The 18,013-nt window shown below is 61.1% G+C and carries 10 protein-coding genes; 8 read left to right on the forward strand and 2 right to left on the reverse strand.

Annotated elements, in window-relative coordinates; all coding sequences use genetic code 11:
* Positions 1 to 31 precede the first annotated feature (31 nt).
* From JIN81_RS01500 to JIN81_RS01535, 8 genes are all read left to right on the forward strand, one after another.
* Positions 32 to 886, forward strand: coding sequence for a hypothetical protein (locus JIN81_RS01500; RefSeq protein ID WP_200275569.1), 855 nt, complete (start codon positions 32 to 34; stop codon positions 884 to 886).
* Between the two features lie 72 nt (positions 887 to 958).
* Positions 959 to 4,471, forward strand: a complete 3,513-nt coding sequence (locus JIN81_RS01505; RefSeq protein WP_200275571.1) for an endo-1,4-beta-xylanase — start codon at positions 959 to 961, stop codon at positions 4,469 to 4,471.
* Positions 4,472 to 4,659: 188 nt separating this feature from the next.
* Positions 4,660 to 5,163 (forward strand): carbohydrate binding domain-containing protein, encoded by a 504-nt coding sequence (locus tag JIN81_RS01510; RefSeq protein ID WP_200275573.1) that lies wholly within the window; start codon positions 4,660 to 4,662, stop codon positions 5,161 to 5,163.
* A gap of 19 nt (positions 5,164 to 5,182) precedes the next feature.
* Positions 5,183 to 7,414: a hypothetical protein gene (locus JIN81_RS01515; protein ID WP_200275575.1), complete on the forward strand. Its 2,232-nt coding sequence runs from the start codon at positions 5,183 to 5,185 to the stop codon at positions 7,412 to 7,414.
* Positions 7,411 to 8,820, forward strand: coding sequence for a sulfatase (locus JIN81_RS01520; RefSeq protein ID WP_200275577.1), 1,410 nt, complete (start codon positions 7,411 to 7,413; stop codon positions 8,818 to 8,820). Before JIN81_RS01515 ends, JIN81_RS01520 begins: the two co-directional genes overlap by 4 nt.
* A gap of 19 nt (positions 8,821 to 8,839) precedes the next feature.
* On the forward strand, positions 8,840 to 10,330 hold the full coding sequence (locus JIN81_RS01525) for a sulfatase (protein WP_200275579.1): 1,491 nt from the start codon (positions 8,840 to 8,842) through the stop codon (positions 10,328 to 10,330).
* A 5-nt stretch (positions 10,331 to 10,335) separates the two neighbouring features.
* Positions 10,336 to 12,042 carry a sulfatase family protein gene (locus JIN81_RS01530; protein WP_200275581.1) on the forward strand — a complete coding sequence of 569 codons (1,707 nt, stop codon included), beginning with the start codon at positions 10,336 to 10,338 and terminating at the stop codon, positions 12,040 to 12,042.
* A gap of 21 nt (positions 12,043 to 12,063) precedes the next feature.
* Positions 12,064 to 13,461, forward strand: coding sequence for a GH1 family beta-glucosidase (locus JIN81_RS01535; RefSeq protein ID WP_200275583.1), 1,398 nt, complete (start codon positions 12,064 to 12,066; stop codon positions 13,459 to 13,461).
* Between the two features lie 49 nt (positions 13,462 to 13,510).
* On the opposite strand, the gene JIN81_RS01540 is transcribed toward JIN81_RS01535, so the two are convergent.
* Together JIN81_RS01540 and JIN81_RS01545 are read right to left on the reverse strand one after the other, a co-directional pair.
* Entirely contained in the window at positions 13,511 to 14,254 is a 744-nt protein-coding gene (locus JIN81_RS01540; protein ID WP_200275585.1) for a PEP-CTERM sorting domain-containing protein, read from the reverse strand.
* 132 nt (positions 14,255 to 14,386) lie between these two features.
* A complete protein-coding gene (locus JIN81_RS01545; protein WP_200275587.1) occupies positions 14,387 to 18,001 on the reverse strand; it encodes a sulfatase-like hydrolase/transferase in 3,615 nt (1,204 codons plus the stop codon).
* Positions 18,002 to 18,013 lie beyond the last annotated feature (12 nt).

Consider the following 18,013-nt stretch of genomic DNA (forward strand, 5'->3'; position numbering starts at 1 on the left):
GACTACCTGAAAGATCCTAGCCATTGATTCGATGAAATTGATCCTCCCCACCACCCTTTGCGCCCTCCTGACCGCCCTACCTGTCTCCGCCTCGGTACTTGCCGTGGGGGAATCCTGGTCCGGGCTCGAGGACTTCCAGCTGAATGACGCGAGCGGTACCGGAACCAACGGTCTCTCCAACACCGGAACCAACGGCAACAGCTTTGATGTGAATAGCCAAGGGGGCAAGTTCGTGACCAATGGGAGCGGTTTGGCGGTGACCTCGGGTGATGCGGGAAGCTGGACGCGGTTTTTTCCAGGCAATGGCTCGTCGGGAAATGACGGTCAGGAGGACCGGTATGCAACTCCTTATGGAACCGGGAAGTTCCGCATTGAATTTGTTCTGGGTGGCTACGATTTCACCAACCACGCGGTTGCGGTGAACGGGCAGGATCAGTTCGAGTTGAACCTGCGGGATGGAAGCAACACCGTGATTGCCGGCTTGCGGCTCCGGATCAAGGATTCCGACGGCAATGGCCTCGCTGACCAGTTTCAGACCCACCACCTTGGTGTGAATCCCGACAGGTTCTCCGGTAATCTGGGTGTCGATAGTTCGGCGGGGTCGAACATCTCATCGATGGCAATCGAGTTCGATTTCGACAACGACACGATCTTCTACGAGCGGAACGGAAACATCTTCGCGGGCACGGGAGTGTCCGGAAGTGATCTGGGCGCCTTTACGGCGAACAACTTCAACCAGTTGACCATCGGATCCGATGGCACCTGGGGCACGTCGGGCACTTTCCTGAATACGGATTCATTCACACTTTACACGGCGGTGCCGGAGCCTTCCGGCGCACTGCTGGCCCTCCTCGGTCTCCTTGGCCTTCTTCACCGTCGTCGTTGACCGGACGATCATGCGCAATCGACGCCGCCCACCTTCCCGGTAGGCGGCTTTTTCTTAACAAGTTATCCAGCCATGTCGCGATTTGGGCCTCTTGCGCTCGCTTTGTGCCTCTGGGCAGGCCTCGGATGGGTGGGCTTGCCAGCCGCGACGCTTCGTCATCACTGGACGTTCGACGAGGGGGCGGGCGGCGTGGTGGCCGATTCGGTGGGTGGTGCCGACCTTGCGATCCGTGGAAATGCCACTGGGTGGACGAGCGGCAGGGATGGGGGAGGGTTCGCGTTTGATGGCAGCAGTTTTGCCCAGACGGATGGCAATGATGAGGTCGCGGACCCGGCCGGTGGCGTGGCGGTGGCGGGATGGTTCCGGACGGCTGCGAACACCAGCAACCGCAGCTTCCTGTTTCAGTTCGAGCGCGAGTATGAGATGCGGATCCGCAATGGTGGATTGCAGGTTTCCTTCGCCGGCAGCGTTGCGGGCGCGCCCACCTGGAGCGGCGATCTCGACGAGGGTTTGTGGCATCATTTTGTGGCCCAGAATGATGGCACGACCACCCAGCTCTACATCGATGGGGAACTTGTCGGTAGTCGTGGGGAGTCCCTCGGTTCGCTGACCTCGGAGTCGAAGCCTTCCGCCCTCGCGGCGAAACAGAACGGACAGCGTCTGTTTGCAGGGACGCTCGATGACCTCCGCTACTATGAGGGGACCCTGACACTTCCCGAAATCCGTGCGCTTGCCCAGGTGAGCAATCGTCCTCCAATGGCGCGCGAAGATGCCTACAGTGGGGCATCCGGCACCCCGCTGGTGGTGGCCGCCCCGGGGGTGTTGGCCAATGACACGGAGACGGACGGCGATGCAATGAGCGCGGTGCTGGTGGAGGACGTGGAGCTGGGGAGCCTCATGCTGAATGCCGACGGCGGGTTTGTTTACGATCCACCGGTGGACTTCAGCGGGGTGGTCAGCTTCAGCTACCGGGCGGAGGATAGGGATGGCGCTTCTTCTCCGGTTTCCGTCACGCTCACGATGCTTGATCCTTCAACCAGCCTGACGCCGGACGAGGTGGCGCGGATCGAGGGTGATCTTGGGATTGTTCTGAGCGAGCAGGAGAAGCTGGATCTTGCGTCGATCGTGAAGCCGCAGGTCTTCCCGGGGTGGCGGAATGATGCGAACCAGAGAATCGAAGCGCACCGAAAGGCGGATCTTTCCGTCGAGGTGGTTGATGCAGCGGGCAACCCGGTTCCGGGAGCCGCGGTGCGGCTGCGGATGAAGCGCAACCGCTTCCATTTCGGAGGGGTGGTGACGGTGATGGATCAGACTGATGCGGCTGGCAACCTGTCGGGCGCAGGCTCTACGGCAGCGGATTGGGAGCGGTTGACGAAGGCGCTTTTCAACGCGCTCGGCTGCAACAATGCGCTGAAGCCGCGAATTGTCAGCCAGCATGAGTATCTGCCCGCCTTCTTCGATTGGGCGGCAGCGAATGAACTGCCGGTGCGCGGCCACCTTTTGCTGTGGCCCGGCACCGGGGATGTGGAGGACATGGACGCTCCCGGCGCGGTGGCGGGTGTCGACTACGGCCAGCACCTGACCAATGCCGGCACCTCGGACCATGCCTCGTATGATGTGGCTGCGGCGGTCGAAGCCTACCGGACGAGCGCACGTACCCAGACTGATAAAGATGCGCTGCAGGCGATCGTGGACGCGGAGATCGAGGAATGGGCCGGTCAGTGGAATGTTTCCGAATGGGATGTCCTCAACGAAACCCTCAGCAACCGCCTGCTCACGGACATCCTCGGTGACGACCGGATGGCCGAATGGTTTCAACTCGCCGCCACCCATCAACGGAGTCCTTCGACAAAGCTCTTCATCAATGAGTTCCAGATTGCCTCCGCACGCTTCGTCACCGGCAGCACCAGCTACCAGACGCGTCGCGATGCCTACTTCGAACGCATCGACCGTCTGATCACCGACGGCGCACCGCTTGACGGCATTGGCTTCCAGAGTCGTTTCCGCTTTCTCGACGAGTATGATCCGGCGGTGGTCCATGCGAGGATTGACGAGTTCGCGACGCGCTACCCCGGGCTGGACATCGTGGGCACCGAGTTCGAGGTGAAGGACGATTACGCATTCACCAGCGGGGATCTGGTGCAGGCCTACGACGAGGCGACCCGGGCGCGGGTGACGGAGGAGGTGATGACGACCTATTTCAGTCACGATCAGGTGACCGGGCTCAGCGCCTGGGATTTCATCAACCCCCTGCCGGACGGAACGACGAGCGCCCATTCCCGGGCGCTGTGCTACTACGGCGATGGCCCGGGCGGGGTCCCGGGTCCGGTGGTCAAGCTCAACGGCCTGGTGTGGTACTATCTTCACCGTATCCGCTATCACACGGATGTGTCGGGCACGACGGGAGCCGACGGAAAGGTGGGCTTTCGGGGTTTCAAGGGCGACTACGAGGTGGTGGTGAGCCATGGGGAAAACGACTACACCACCAGTCATGCGCTGGATGCCGATGGCGGCCTTCAGGTGGAGCTTGATGGCGTGACGGTGGTGGCGGACAGCGTGATGCTGGAGCACTTCGAGTTCGAGGATCCCGCCGATACCGCGCTGGGTGCGGTCGCCAAGGCTGCGGGTTCCGCAACGTTTTCAGGGGCTACTCCAAACCTTGTGACCAACGGGGCCGGGTCGCTGGAGATTCGGCAGCACCCGACCGTGGCCAACCAAGGGCAGGGGAATTTCCTTGTCGGTGGCCCGCTTGAGTTCGGTGGGCGCGGCAGCGGACGCTACGAGCTTGACTTCACCATCGCGGCCGCGGATCTCAGCGGTGGCGACCCCAACGGGGCCTCTTTCGGCTTCGGGCTGCGGGATGGGGCGGCTGGCTCGCCGCTTTTCCTCATTCGGCTCAACAAGACCGTCGGGGGGCTTGCCTTGAGCACGTTCATCGATTCGACCTACACCCAGATCCAGAGCTTCGCGGGGCAGTTCGAGCTGGAGGATTCTCTGCGGATTCGCAGTGTGATCGACCTCGATGCGGGGACGGCGGACATTTATCTGAGCACGGGAAACGGGGCGGAGGAGTTCAAGCAACAGGTCGCGCTCAGTACGCTGGCGACACGCTGGGATCAGCTCTATCTGGCGGCGCAGAACAACCAGACCGACTGGGGGGCGGATGATGTGGTGGAGATCGCCGAGATGAGCGTGAGGAAGCTGGACGTGGACACCTACGAGGCATGGGCCGGGCGCACGGATTGGGATGGATCGTCGGCAGTCCTTCCCGAGGAGGATGCGGATGGCGATGGGTGGAGCAACTTCCTCGAGTTCGCCTTCGGGCGGAGTCCGGTGGCAATCGATCCGGCCGGTTCAGCTCCCCAACTCGGCAATACCCCGCAAGGCCCGGTCTTTGAGGCAACCCTTGGTGTCGACTCGCTCGACCTGAATTTCATGCTGCAGACCTCCGATGACCTGGCCGACTGGACCACGATGAATGCGGTCCGCCTGCACGGGGAAGCGGGTGAGACGCTGCGGTTGCCGGTGGGGATCGAGGGATCGGACTCGGGCTTCTTTCGGGTCGAGGTTTCCCCTCTGCGGTGACCCGGTAGAATCGATCCACTCGATGGGGGGATCGACCCGATGGGAGTCCCCAAGGATGATGGAGTGGTGCGTTTTCGCGGCCAAATTCATTCCCAAATCACCGATATGCGAAGTTGTGAAGCGGGGGACGAGCGGTGAATATCCGAGTGTCGCAGGTGATGAATGCCTGCAATCAACCCCTCAAACCCATGATGAAAAAACTACTCCAGAGTTGTGCCCTGTTGGGCCTGTGTGCCGGATTTGCCACGGCGGCGGAACCACTGATCAAGAACGGTTCGTTTGAGAAGCCCTTGAATCCTTGGAAGGTATTCTCGATCAATGATACGCCTGCCACGGACAAGGCGGTGGCTGACGGGGTGCTGACCCTGACGGCCGCGGATGCAAGTGACAGCCCTGGCAATCGACAGTTGATGCAGGAGGTGAAGTTGGAGGTGGGGAAGACCTACTCGTTGAGCTTCGACGTGAAGGGAAGCGTGGAGAAGGGAGAGAAGTTCCCCGTGGTGGTGACGACGGGTCCCGGCAAGTATGCCTACTTCAACCGCATACCTCTGACGGCGGAATGGGCGACCAAGAAACTGCGGATCACACCCAAGGCGACCGACGGTACAAAGCCGATGGCGTTGAAGTTTCTGTTCGGTGAATTCAAGGGTGAGATCAGTATTCGCAAGGTCTCGCTCGATCTGGTTGAGTGAACCAATCCGTCCCTTGAACATGAAACCCAAAGCGCTGGCCTTCGGAGCCGCATCGATTCTCGCGGTGTCGGGGGAGCCGGTCCGTGTGGAAATCCCGGAGGAGGTCCGCACGGTCGACCTGGGGCGGATCCTCGGCGGCAACGTGGCGCTTTGGTATGAGTCCAAGGATCTACACACGCCGCAGCTCGAAGCCCACCTCGACCGATGGAAGCCGGCCTTGCTGCGTCTTCCGGGTGGTTCGTGGTCGGACGAGATCTATTGGAATGGCAATGGGGTGCGCGACGGTCAGAACTTCGACCTGACCAAGCGCGACGGTCACATGTGGAAGGTGGATTTTTCGGGCTATGCCCCGGGATTCAGGCTGTCGAAGTCGGATGGAACCCTGTCCGACTTCCACGGGCACGTCGACGTCAAGGCGCTGCATGATTATGTGAAAGCGCAGGGAGCCGCTGCGATCGTGACGGTGAATGCCGGCACCGGCACGCCGGAGATGGCGGCCGAGTGGGTGCGCTGGGCGAAGAAGGAAGGCTACCGGGTGGACTACTGGGAGGTTGGCAACGAACTCGATGGTGAGTGGGAACTCGGCCATGTGGGTCCGGATGGCAAGGTGGTCGATGCGGCCGAGTATGCCCGCCGATTTGTGGCCTTCGCGAAGGCGATGAAGGTGGTGGATCCGACGATCAAGGTGGGAGGGCCCACGGCTTCGAATGACCAGCTTCCCTTCGTGGAAGCGGTGATCCGAGAAGGGGGTGAGTTGCTCGATTTTGTGACCTTCCACACCTATCCGGTTCTCGGAGGCGGGAAGTCGGAGGCGGAGAGGTTCGCCAAAGCGGATGATGTGGGGGCGGCGGTCGAGAAGATCCGTGGATGGATCGCGAAGTATCAGCCGGGCCGCGAGGACGAGATCGAGATCGGGGTGACCGAATGGCACAAGCAGGTGATGGAGACCCGGCCGACCGTGGATCTGTCGAGTGGTCTGTGGACGGCCGTTTTCGTGGGATCGATGGCCGCGAGCGGGGTCGATTTTGCCAATCAGTGGGACTACTTTTCCGATGTCGGTGGTGGGGGCCACGGGCTGTTCGGGAAGCACGGCGAGGGGGCCCGTGCTTCGTTTCATGCGATGATGCTGTGGCGTGAGCACATGGGTTCGCAGTGGGCGGACCTTGGCGAACTTCCGAAGGGGGTCGTGGGCTTTGCAACGCTCAAGGAGGGTCGCCCGCGGGTGATGTTCATCAATACAACGCGCGATGCGGTGGGAATGGATGGGGTGGCGGTTGGCAATGATGTTCTAACAGGAGGCTACAAGGCCTGGTTGTTCTCCCAGCGGGAGTACTTTTGGAATCCATACGAGCAGCGACCTGAGTGGAGCCATCCGGCTCGTGAGACCGCGATGGATGCTTCGAAGTTCGAGTTGCCACCGTTCTCGGCCCTGGTGTTGAGCGATGAACCCGCTGAGCGGCAGGATGAGGACCCGGGTCAGCCTGCCTTGGAGATCCTGCTTCCCGATGAAGCTCCTGCAGATCTGCCGGTCGAAGGCTTCGTCCTTGTCCGCGGTGGCAAGGGTGCGTGGGCGGGAACTTTGGACGAAGTGGAACTGAGTGTGGAAGGAGTAGGCCAGGCGGATCGGCAGAAGGTTTCCACCGTGACGTCAGTGGGAACATTCCAGCTGAGTGCGGGTGGAACCGGCCGAGCCACGGTGAAAGTCCGGGCCGGTGGGATGATCGCCGAGAAGACGATCCACTGGGCGGAAGTCAAGGAGCGCGCCCAGGTGTTCTGGGAATTTGCCGGACAGGAATCGGTTGCCGGTCTTGAGCACGATTACGGGCTGGGCGTCGACGGTCAGGTGCGGCCAAACCAAACCGTGGCGGTTGCATCCCTCGAGAAGGCGATCGACGAGCCGCAGAAGAACTGTTTGCTGGCGATCAAGGAGATGCCGGAGGGCTTGAAGAAGGATCGAGTCGGGGGAGTGACCGGCCTGCTCGGTGGATCCGCCGATCTGAAGACCGATGATCCCCACGCTTTCGTGCAGGTGGTGGTTCAGAGCAACCTCGATCACTGGATGCCGATCGGAAAGGTGCCGTTGAAGGAACTCGTCGGTGGCTGGAAGTCGCTGTCGATTCCGGTATCCGACCTCCGCGTGCTTGAATCGATGCACGAGCTCTACGCCGTCCGCTTCCATCTCAAATCCAAGTCTCCGGTCAGTGGTCGCATCTATTTCGACGACCTTGGGTTCATCCTTCGTGGCGAATGAAATTCTTCCTCCTTTTCCTGTTGGCTGGCTCGGTTCTTGCGAAACCGAATGTGGTTCTGTTGCTGATCGATGACCTCGGTCGCCAGGATGTCGGATTGCATGGCAGCACCTTTCATCAGACCCCGAACATCGATCGGATGGGCAAGGAGGGGTTGGTGTTCGAGAATGCCTACAGCGCCCACCCCCGTTGCGTGCCCTCGAGGTACGGGATCTTTAGTGGAAGGGTGCCAGCCCGGGGAGGGGTTCCGGGCTTTCAGAAAAGTGAGCACGCGCTTGCTCCCGAGCGTGTGACCTTCGCCGAGGTCATGGCGGATGCCGGCTACGTGACCGGCTACATTGGCAAGTGGCATCTTGGTAAAAAGGGCGGAGGCCCCGAGACCCAGGGGTTCTCGGACAGCCGGATTGCGGGGGCGGCGGGAGCTCCCCGGAGCTACTTTCATCCCTATCATGTGACACCCGACGGTCGTCATCAGGAGAAAGAGGACTTTCCCGTCGTCGATGGCGAAAAGGGTGAGTATCTGAATGACCGTCTCACCGACGAGGCCATCGACTTCCTGCGCAAGAATCGCGAAGCGCCATTCCTGTTGGTGCTTGCCCACTATGCGGTGCACACCCCGTTCCAGGCACCTGATGCTTTGGTGGAGGAGGCGAGGGAGCGCCTCAACGGGAAACCCGCCGGAGGCAAGAGCAAGGATCCGGACTTCGAGGCTTCCGACTCGGCGACCGACAAGACCGAGCAGAACAATCCGATCTACGCGGCAATGGTGAAGAGCATGGACGACAGTGTCGGTCGTGTCCTGAAGGAGCTGGATCAGCTGAACCTCACGGAAGACACCCTGGTCATCCTGACTTCGGATCATGGTGGGCTATCGACCCGCGGCGGATCGAGCGGGCGGCCCTTGGCGACGACGAATCGACCCTACCGTCACGGCAAGGGATGGCTCCATGATGGCGGGCTCCGGGTGCCCATGATCGTGAAGTGGCCGGGCACGGTGAAGCCGGGATCGACCCCTGTGCAGACACTGGGGACCGATCACTACGCAACGATCGTCGAGGCGGTGGGTTTGAAGGTGGATGCGGGCGAGGCAAGGGATTCCGTGAGTTATCTGCCGACCCTGAAAGGGGAAGCCCAGCAGAGGCCTCCCATGTTCTTTCACTCGCCGAGAGCGCGTCCCCAGTCCACGGGAGATCGGAATGCGTCTGCCGTCATCGATGGTGAGTGGAAGCTCATCGAGCACCACGATGGCGGTCCCAAGGAACTCTATCAGCTCGTGGAGGATCCGTCCGAGTCCACGAATCTCGTGGAGAAGCATCCGGACAAGGCCTCAGAACTCACCGACCTCCTCACCCGGCTGAAAAAGGACGCCGGTGCCCGCCAGGGCGGGAACAACCCTTTCGACAAGTAAGATCCAATCCATTGAACCCATGATGAAATCCCTTCTTCTGACCGCCCTGATGGCGGCATCGGCTCATAGCGCTGAGAAACCCAACGTCCTCTTCATTGCGGTGGATGACCTCAAACCGATGCTCGGTTGCTATGGGGATCCGGTGATCAAGACCCCGCAGATCGACCGTCTGGCTTCCCAGGGGACCACCTTCCTCAACGCGCATTGCCAGCAGGCCGTATGCGGCCCGTCCCGTGCGAGCCTGCTTACGGGCCTCCGTCCGGACACCACCAAGGTGTGGGACCTGAAGACCCGCCTGCGCGACATGATTCCCGAAGTGGTGACCCTGCCGCAGCACTTCAAGGACCACGGCTACACTTCGATCGGTTTGGGGAAGACCTTCGACCCGCGCAGTGTGGACGGGATGATGAAGAATGATCCGGCATCCTGGAGCCGGCCGTATGTGAAGACTTCGGAGAACCCGGAGTCCCAGATGGGATTCGTCGACCCGGAATTTGTGGCTCGCGCTCAGGCGGCCAAAAAAGAGAACCGTGGCAACTGGGACAAGATGAAGCAGGCTCTTGGCGGAATGCCCGCGGTGGAGATCGACCAGGATGTGTCGGACACCGCTTACGACGACGGCATCTACGCGGAGAAGGCCGTCGAGTTGATTGCTGAGTTGTCGAAGGACGAGAAGCCCTTCTTACTCGCGGTGGGATTCAAGAAGCCCCACCTGCCGTTTGTGGCGCCGAAGAAGTATGCCGACCTGTATTTGGGGGACGACATTCGATTGGCGGAATTCCAGAAGATGCCGGAGGGAGCCCCGCAGGTCCACTTTCAGGATTCATGGGAGCTCAAGAATGGCAGCTATGCCGGCTACAAGGAGTATCAGGGGAAGGAACTTCCTGAAGCGGACCAGCGCCAGTTGGTGCACGGCTACATGGCGTGTGTCTCCTACATTGATGCTCAAGTCGGAAAGCTTCTCGATGCGCTCGACGAGCAGGGAATTGCGGACAACACGATCGTCGTTTTCTGGGGTGATCATGGCTGGCATCTCGGGGACCACGGGATGTGGTGCAAGCACACCAACTACGAGCAGGCCACCCGCGTGCCGATGATCATTGCCCGCAGGGCGAAGGGCGGGAAGGGAGCGAAGACGATGTCACCGGTCGAGTTCGTCGATATCTTCCCGACGCTCTGCGACCTCGCAGGGATTCCAAAGCTGAAGGAACTGGAAGGAGTGAGTCTGACCCCGGTGCTTGATGATTCGAAGGCGAAGGTGAAGGACTATGCGGTGAGTCAGTATCCTCGCGGCGGTGGTGGCAAAGAGCTGATGGGCTACACCCTCCGAGACGGGCGCTACCGCTACATTCGCTGGATTACCAAGGGCGATCCTTCGGACATGAAGTTCGAGGAGTTCTATGATTACGAGACCGACCCGCTGGAGAAGCGCAGTCTGATCGATGATCCAGCCGTGGCCGACGAAGTGAAGCGCTTCCGGGCCGCCACGGACCAGTTCCTCAACTCCTGAGATTGATGAAATTCAAATTCCATTTCCTTCTTCTGGCTGCCGGTAGCCTGGGTTTCAGCGGCTGTGACAAGCCGGCCGGGGCACCTGCCGAACCGGGTGCGGAAGCAAACGTAGTCCCGTCGGCCGATCAGGTCGATGGGGTGGAACCTGCCAAGGATTCGGCCAAGAAGCCCAACATTCTCTTCCTGATTACCGACGACCAGTTCAAGCACCACATGAATTGGATGCCGGAAGGCAAACAGGACAACGGCAAGCCACGCAACTTCACCCCCAATACCGATCGCCTTGCGGAGAGCGCGACGATCTTCGATCGGATGTACGTGACTTCGCCGGTGTGCACGCCCAGTCGGTTTGCCGCGCTGACCGGGATGTATCCAAGCCGATCGAAAGCGCAGAGTTTTCTCGACCGCCAGAAGGAACTGGGTGGTCAGGCTTCAGTGGAGTGGAACACCTTCATCACGGAGGGCATGCCGACGCTGCCAAAGATGCTGCAGAAGGCGGGCTATCGGACGGGAATCGTCGGCAAGAACCACGTGGTGGAAGTCAAGGGCATGAAGAAGCCCGAGTGGCTGGCGAAGGCGGATGACCCCGAGATGCTGGCGATTCTGAAGGACAACTACGCGAAGCAGATGGAGGCCATCCATGAGGCGGGATTCGACTATGGTGCCTCGCTCTACTACGACAACCCCGACTTCATCGGGGTGAAGGCTCTCGCTTCGCACAACCTCGATTGGATTGCCAAGGGGGCGCTGGATTTCCTCGACGAAGAGGATGACCGGCCGTTTTTCCTCTACTGCGCGGTGACCATTCCCCATGGCCCTGGCGAGCCGGAGCGTTCTTACAAGGCGGATCCACGGATCACCGCCGTGGGCATGCTGAAGGAGCCTCTGGATGTATTGCCTGCGCGAGACACCCTCGAACCTCGACTGAAGGAGGCCGGTGTGCCGGCCAAGTGGGGCCGCCCGAACCTGTTGTGGCTCGACGACATGGTGGGCGCACTCGTGGACAAGCTGGAGGCATCGGGTGAGCTTGAGAATACGATCATCGTCTATTTCAACGACCACGGCCAGCAGGCCAAGGGGACGATCTATGAAGGAGGGGTGCATTCCGAGGGCTTCATCCGCCGTGAGGGTGGTTTCCCGGTGGGGCCACGGACTGATGCACTGGTCAGCAATCTGGATTTCGCACCGACCCTGGTGGAGCTTGCCGGAGCAAGCAGTGGGGAGGCGGACTTCGATGGAGCTTCCATCATGCCGGTGCTGAATGGAGAGAAGGAGCAGGTGCATGATGCGCTTTTCTTCGAACTGGGATTCGTGCGCGGGGTGATCCAGGGCGAGTGGAAGTACATCGCGCTCCGCTATCCCGAGCCGGTCGCGAACATGTCGGTGGAAAAACGTCAGCGCGTGCTGGATCGCTTCAACGAGAACCAGACGAGACGGGGGCGTCCGGTTTACACGGAGGATCCGGCGGCTCCATTCTCCCACGTGCAGTCGATTCCCGGCGGTGGTGATGCGGAACACATGTCGATCGGCAAGTATCCGTCCTTCCACGACGCGGATCAGCTCTACCACCTCGCCTCCGACCCGACCGAGCAGAAGAACCTCGCCGCGGACCCGGCACATGCCGCGAAGCTGGCCGAGCTGCAACAGGTCCTGCGCGAGCATCTGGAAGGAATGCCCGGCACCTTCGGCGACCTGAAGCCAGCCAACTAGAATCCGAGTCGAGATCGATTGATGCAATTTCCCGAAAACTTCACGTGGGGCACTGCGACCTCATCCTATCAGATCGAAGGCGGACACGACGAGGGGGGCAAGGGGCCGTCCATCTGGGATGCCTTCTGCGAGATTCCCGGCCGAATTGCGGGCGGGGACGACGGCAAGGTGGCCTGTGACCACTTCCACAAATTCCGGGAAGATGTGGCCCTGATGGCTTCGCTGGGCTTGCGGGCCTATCGTTTCTCCATCTCATGGCCACGCATCCTTCCGACCGGCCGGCTTGATCGTGGTTCGATGAACGAGGAGGGCATCCGTTTCTATTCCAAACTGATCGATACCCTGCTGGAGCACGGTATCGAGCCGTGGGTGACGCTCTACCACTGGGACCTGCCACTGGCACTCCAGACCGAGCGCGATGGCTGGTTGAATCCGGAGATCGCCGATGATTTCGAAGCCTACGCCCGGATCTGTTTCGAGGCCTTCGGGGATCGGGTAAAACACTGGATCACGCTCAATGAGCCATGGGTCGTGGCCATTCTTGGCTATGGGCAAGGGGTGTTCGCCCCGGGGCGAACCTCCACCACCGAGCCCTACGTCGCGGCGCACCACCTGCTGCGCTCCCATGCCAAGGCGGTGCAGTGCTACAGGAACGAGTTTGCCCATCAAGGCGGGAAGATCGGGATCACGAACAACTGCGACTGGCGCGAGCCGCTCACCGACAAGCCCGAAGACAAGGACGCCGCGCAGCGTGCTTTGGAGTTCTATCTCGGGTGGTTTGCCGATCCGATCTTCCGCAGTGGAGACTATCCGGAGTCGATGCGTGAGCGGGTGGGAGACCGACTTCCGAAGTTCACGGAGGAGGAAAGCAAGGCGCTTCTCGGGTCCTCCGACTTCTTCGGTCTGAATCACTACACGACGATGTTTGCTGCTGAGGCATCCTCGGATGGCAAGGAAGGAAGCGTCTACGGCAACGGTGGTATTTCCGAGGATCAGGACGTGGACCTGTCCGTGGATCCCGAGTGGCCGCTGACCGAGTTCAAGTGGGCGGTGGTGCCATGGGGCTGCCGCAAGCTTCTCGGATGGATCGCCGAGCGATACGGGGATCCCGCCATCTACATCACCGAGAACGGTTGTGCGATGGATGATCAGGTGTCAGCCGACGGAAGCGTGGATGATCAGGACCGCCTCGAGTTCTATCGTGGCTATCTGGAGGCCTGCCACCAGGCGATCGGCGACGGTGTCCATCTGAAGGGTTATTTTGCGTGGTCGTTGATGGACAATTTCGAGTGGGCGTCGGGCTACCGGTTCCGCTTTGGTCTGGTCCACGTCGACCCGAAGAGCCTGAAGCGCACACCGAAGAAGTCGGCGCACTGGTACTCGAAGGTCGTGCGAACGAATGCTCTCGGAGACGAGTGAAAGGCGCCGCCGATGGTGGCGGTGCCGGTGCTCAGATCAGGTCCCTTCTTCAGCGACGACGGCGAAGCAGGAAGCCGGTGAGGCCAATCATCGAGAGGAGGGCCGTTGAAGGTTCGGGAACCACGTCGAGCGAGAAGCGTGCCCGGAAGTGGTTGACCTTGAAGCCGTCGTTGGTGTCGCCCGACACGTAACCCACTGTCATGGCATCGGAATTGGGGGCGAAGGTGAATTCGTCGGTGGTGACGTTGGTGGCAGCGCCACCCCCGAAGGCGAGGCTTGCCACGTCGTCAGGAGCCGTTCCGTCATTCGTAAACTGGGAAAAATCGATCTGGTTGAAGCCGATGAAGTCGATCACTCCTGTATCGCCGGGGGTTGCACCCGCCCCCAATGTGATGGACCCGCCGGTGTAAGTGAAAGTAAGGCTCTCGGACACGTCACTGATTCTCCCACCACCATTGCCATTCACACCGAGGTCGTTCGGGTCGTTGTTGATCGTTCCTCCGGTGGCGGACACGGTGAAGTTGAATACCGCGGTGTCGTCATCCGCTCCATTCCCGTCCAGAGTCAGGCTGGTCAGCGTGATGGTCATGGTGCCGCTTGCCTGTCCGTCAAGCCCGGCGGGCGATTGGGAATAAGCTGCGTTCACCATGCCATCGACATCACCGACGGCGATGGCTCCACCTGAAGGGTTGGGGGATTCATTCGGCCCGATCCGATCGATGTTGAAGGTCAGGGCACCATGCGCCACGGGCGAGGTGATGGAGGCGAGTAAGAGGAAGTGGGTTTTTCTCATCAGTGAAGCGAAGGGATGGTTGTTGAAGGGTAACACTCCAATTGTTTCGGACAATTTCCCAGTGGGCTCGAATTCGACCAGAAAACCCTGCGGGTGCGCCCATTCGGTGGGTAGGCAGCGCATGCCAATCCGTCAGTCGGCGACTCGGACACGACCAAATCCGATGCCGCCATTCGGAAGGTCCACTTCCACCAGAGATCCGGCGGGGGCGGTGATGGGCACCTCGGGGATGCTCACCCAGTCATTGAGGTCGACGGAGCTCTGGACGAAGTAGAGCAGGCTTGTGGTATTGCGGACCGGGACGAAGCGGAGGGCTGGCCCGGTGCCAGAGTCCTGCACGGTGACGGGACTGCCATGGGCGCCGCTGGTGGGTGAGGTGCCGAGGGCGAATTCCAACAGGTTGACCATGCCGTCTCCGTCGGGGTCGTCTTCCGGCATGGTCTCGAGCACGCCGTTCCATGGCTGGCCGGTGGACCATTGCTCGTAGAGACTGACTTCGGCGGTGAGGCGGCGAAGTGTCACTCGATCGATGGACGCGGTGTCGCCTGCTCCCCATTTGGTGCTGGTTTGGTTGCCCTGGAAGCGCGTCAGGGCCAGTCCACCGGTGGCCGCGGTGTCGGCATCAAGTTCCGGTAGTGGGATGGGACTGCCCCCAGCGATGGTCAGGGTGCCGGACCACTTGCGGGTGTCGAGATCGAGGATGGCTCGGACCAGCAGGTCGCTGGCAGTAGTGACTGCGCCGCCACCTTGGTCGAAGTCATAGAGGCGTTCGTTGCTGCTGCCGATGCGGTTTTCCAGCACCAGCGTGCCTGCATTCTTCCTGAATCGGATATTGCCGAAATCGTTGCCGCCTTCGTCGCGGAGCGAGAAACCGAAGGTGACCCCATTGGGCGACTGGGTGAAGTCGATGGAATCGACGGCGATTTCCCAGGCGAAACGGCCGGTGGTGAAGGGGGCGCCGGGGTAGTTGGTGGTCGTGCGGAAGTGATCGGTGGTGTCCTGTTGGAGGAGCAGGTTTCCCGCTCCGTCACAGGCGACCTTGTCCGAGGTGGTGCCTGTGAAACCGGTTCCGTTGGCACTGAGGCAGCTCTCAAGTTGGACTCCCGATGCGTCGTCGAAATCCCACTGCTCGATCACTTCGTCGGCCGGAGGGACCGGCAGGGTGAAGGTCACGGTGGCGTTGGCAGTCTGAGCAGCGCCATCGATTGCGGTGTAGATCATGGTGACCCCACCCGCAAAACTCTCCGGGGCACTGAAGGTGATGGATGAGCCGTCAGTCGTCGCGGATCCGGAAGCCGGCTGGGTGATGGCGGAGATACTCAGCGGGCCATCGCCGAAGTCGTTGAGCCGGGGATCAAAGGTGAGTGTTTCGCCCGGCAGGATGGTGATGGCGTCATCGACGAGGGTGAGAGCGGGGGAGACAGCTCCTGTGTTGAGTGTCAGGGTCACATTCCCGGTGTTGGTGGTGCCATTGATGTTGTTGCCGTCGGAGAACTGACCACCCGGGTCGATCGTGAAGCCGTTCCAGCCGCCGAGGTTCTCACTCTCCACGCGATACTTGTATTTCTCGCCGTCGCCAGAGGAGAAGTTGTCATCGACGTAGGTACCGATGTTTCCCAGGACGAAGCCAATCTCGCGGTAGCTGTCGGTGCCGCCATTCAAGGCGCGTTCGTCGGGTCCGGAGCGATAGATGATCGAGCGGGTGGCGTTGGTGGCGTTGATCGTCCAATCGAGATGGATGGCGTGGTCGGAGAGTTGGGTCAGGACGAGTCCGCTCGGTGCGGCATCCGGAGGGGTGGGGAGTTGGTTGATCACCGCGTTGTCGATCAGCACCCGTTGTTCGCTTTGCCACGAGTTGCTTCCCGGTTTCGGCATCTTCGTGCCTGCGGAGAGAACCTTCTGATAGAGAGCGTCAAGCATCTCGGCGGCGAGGTCGGGTCGGCTTGGAGCTAGGTCGTTTCTTTCGTAGGGGTCGGCCGCGAGGTTGTAGAGCTCGAGACGGCGCTGGACCATGAAGTAGAGCAGCTTGTAGTCGCCCTTGCGGTAGGCACCGAGAGCCGGATTGGCGGTGCCGACATTGGCATTGGTGAAGAAGTGATGAAGGTCCGGGCGGGCCGAACGGGTGGGCTGGCCCGCGCTCAGCATGAAGCTTTCCGAGTCACGTGCTTCTGCCGGTTGTTGGGCCGCTCCGGTGAGGTCGGCAAAGGTTGCCCAAAAGTCCGCACCGTGCACGAAGGCCTTCGAGACACTGGCGCTGGTCAGGCCGGGCACATGAACGATCAGGGGGATCCTGAGGCCGCCCTCGTAGACCCAGGTCTTCCCCTGGCGGAGGGGGTAGTTTGAGGTCGGATAGGCGGAGTAGGCATTCGAGAAGTCGCCCGTGTTCACGGGGTCGGTGGCGTCGTCCTCCAGATCCTTCGAGGGGTCGACTCCGTCGCCGTAGGCAGAGGTCGATTTGCCGCCGTGGTCAGAGGAGACCACGAGCACTGTGGTTTCCGCCAGCGTCTTGCCCGGGTGGCGGGGATCCGAGGTGGCGGCGAGGTGGGCACGGAGGTCAGCGATGCTGTCGTCGTAGCTCTTCATCATCGCGGCATAGACCCGGTTGTCCTGTACGACCCGAGTCGCCGAGGAGTAGTCGCGGATGAGTCCGGTGCCCGCGGGGTGGTTGGCGAGCTCGTCGGCCATGGACGTCTTCCTCGCCGTGAAGTAATCGATGTCGCTTTGCTTTGCCTCGGCCGGGGTGTGGACGGCATAGTGGGCGAGCGTGAGGAAGAAGGGGGAGGTGCTGTGATTAGTGAGGCTGTCGTTGATGAAGTCGATGCCTTCATCGGTGAGACGGTCGGTGAGATACTCCTCGCCGTTCGCTGCCGGCACGGTCAGTCCGGTGCCCGGGCCCATGTTGTAGGCAGGGTCGGAAAGGTCTTCGTAGAGCAGGGTGTTCGGGTCAGGGAAGTAGGAGAGGCCGTTGGTTGGATTGGACGAGGGGGCTCCGGCATGTCCGGCGGCGATGCTGACGTCGAATCCCTGCTGAGCCGGACCACGAGGAATGGAGTCGTCGCTCTGACCGAGGTGATACTTGCCGATGTAGCAGGTGCGGTAGCCAGCGCCTTGGGCGGCCTCACCATAGGTCACGGCATCGATAGGAACGCCGCCGCCGGTGGAATTGCCACCCGGGTCGAGGTAGTCGCTTCCTTTGCCCACCACTTCCGGGTTCCAGTCATAGGTGCCGGTGAGAAGAGAGCGGCGTGCCACCACACAACGGGGGCCCGAACAGTAGGCATTGTCGATCACCATGGACTGGCCAGCGAGGATGTCGAGGGCGGGTGTCTCGTGAATGGTCGGTCCGTCGATCGGGCGGTTGCGGAGGGCCACGATGTCCTTCACTCCCATGTCGTCGGCGAGGAAGAAGATGATGTTCATGCGGATCGTGGTCGCCGCGCTTCCCAGAACGAGGGGTGCGGACTCCGTGGCACCATGGAGAGAGCGAACCTCATACGAGTAGCTCGTCTCGGGGTTCAAACTACGGTCGTAGTAGTAGGTCGATCCAGCGGGCAGGTCGGCAACGGGGGATCCGTCCCGATAGATCCGGAATCCGGTTTCTCCATCGACGGAATCGGTCCATGCAAGGGCGATGGTCGCGGGCCCACCGGGCGAAGCGGCTCCGTGGCTCGGTGGATCGATCGCAAACAGGCTTGAGCCGAAGAGAAGGCTGACGAACAGCTGGGTTTTGAAAATTCGGGTCGTCATGGGTTGGAAAAA

Origin of the sequence: Haloferula rosea, from assembly GCF_016595525.1 — a bacterium.
Lineage (GTDB): Bacteria > Verrucomicrobiota > Verrucomicrobiia > Verrucomicrobiales > Akkermansiaceae > Haloferula > Haloferula rosea.

Excerpts from the sequence above, each read along its gene's own strand:
- JIN81_RS01500 (WP_200275569.1), top strand. The coding sequence starts at position 32 with ATGAAATTGATCCTCCCCACCACCCTTTGCGCCCTCCTGACCGCCCTA.
- JIN81_RS01505 (WP_200275571.1), top strand. The coding sequence starts at position 959 with ATGTCGCGATTTGGGCCTCTTGCGCTCGCTTTGTGCCTCTGGGCAGGC.
- JIN81_RS01510 (WP_200275573.1), top strand. The coding sequence starts at position 4,660 with ATGATGAAAAAACTACTCCAGAGTTGTGCCCTGTTGGGCCTGTGTGCC.
- JIN81_RS01515 (WP_200275575.1), top strand. The coding sequence starts at position 5,183 with ATGAAACCCAAAGCGCTGGCCTTCGGAGCCGCATCGATTCTCGCGGTG.
- JIN81_RS01520 (WP_200275577.1), top strand. The coding sequence starts at position 7,411 with ATGAAATTCTTCCTCCTTTTCCTGTTGGCTGGCTCGGTTCTTGCGAAA.
- JIN81_RS01525 (WP_200275579.1), top strand. The coding sequence starts at position 8,840 with ATGATGAAATCCCTTCTTCTGACCGCCCTGATGGCGGCATCGGCTCAT.
- JIN81_RS01530 (WP_200275581.1), top strand. The coding sequence starts at position 10,336 with ATGAAATTCAAATTCCATTTCCTTCTTCTGGCTGCCGGTAGCCTGGGT.
- JIN81_RS01535 (WP_200275583.1), top strand. The coding sequence starts at position 12,064 with ATGCAATTTCCCGAAAACTTCACGTGGGGCACTGCGACCTCATCCTAT.
- JIN81_RS01540 (WP_200275585.1), bottom strand. The coding sequence starts at position 14,254 with ATGAGAAAAACCCACTTCCTCTTACTCGCCTCCATCACCTCGCCCGTG.
- JIN81_RS01545 (WP_200275587.1), bottom strand. The coding sequence starts at position 18,001 with ATGACGACCCGAATTTTCAAAACCCAGCTGTTCGTCAGCCTTCTCTTC.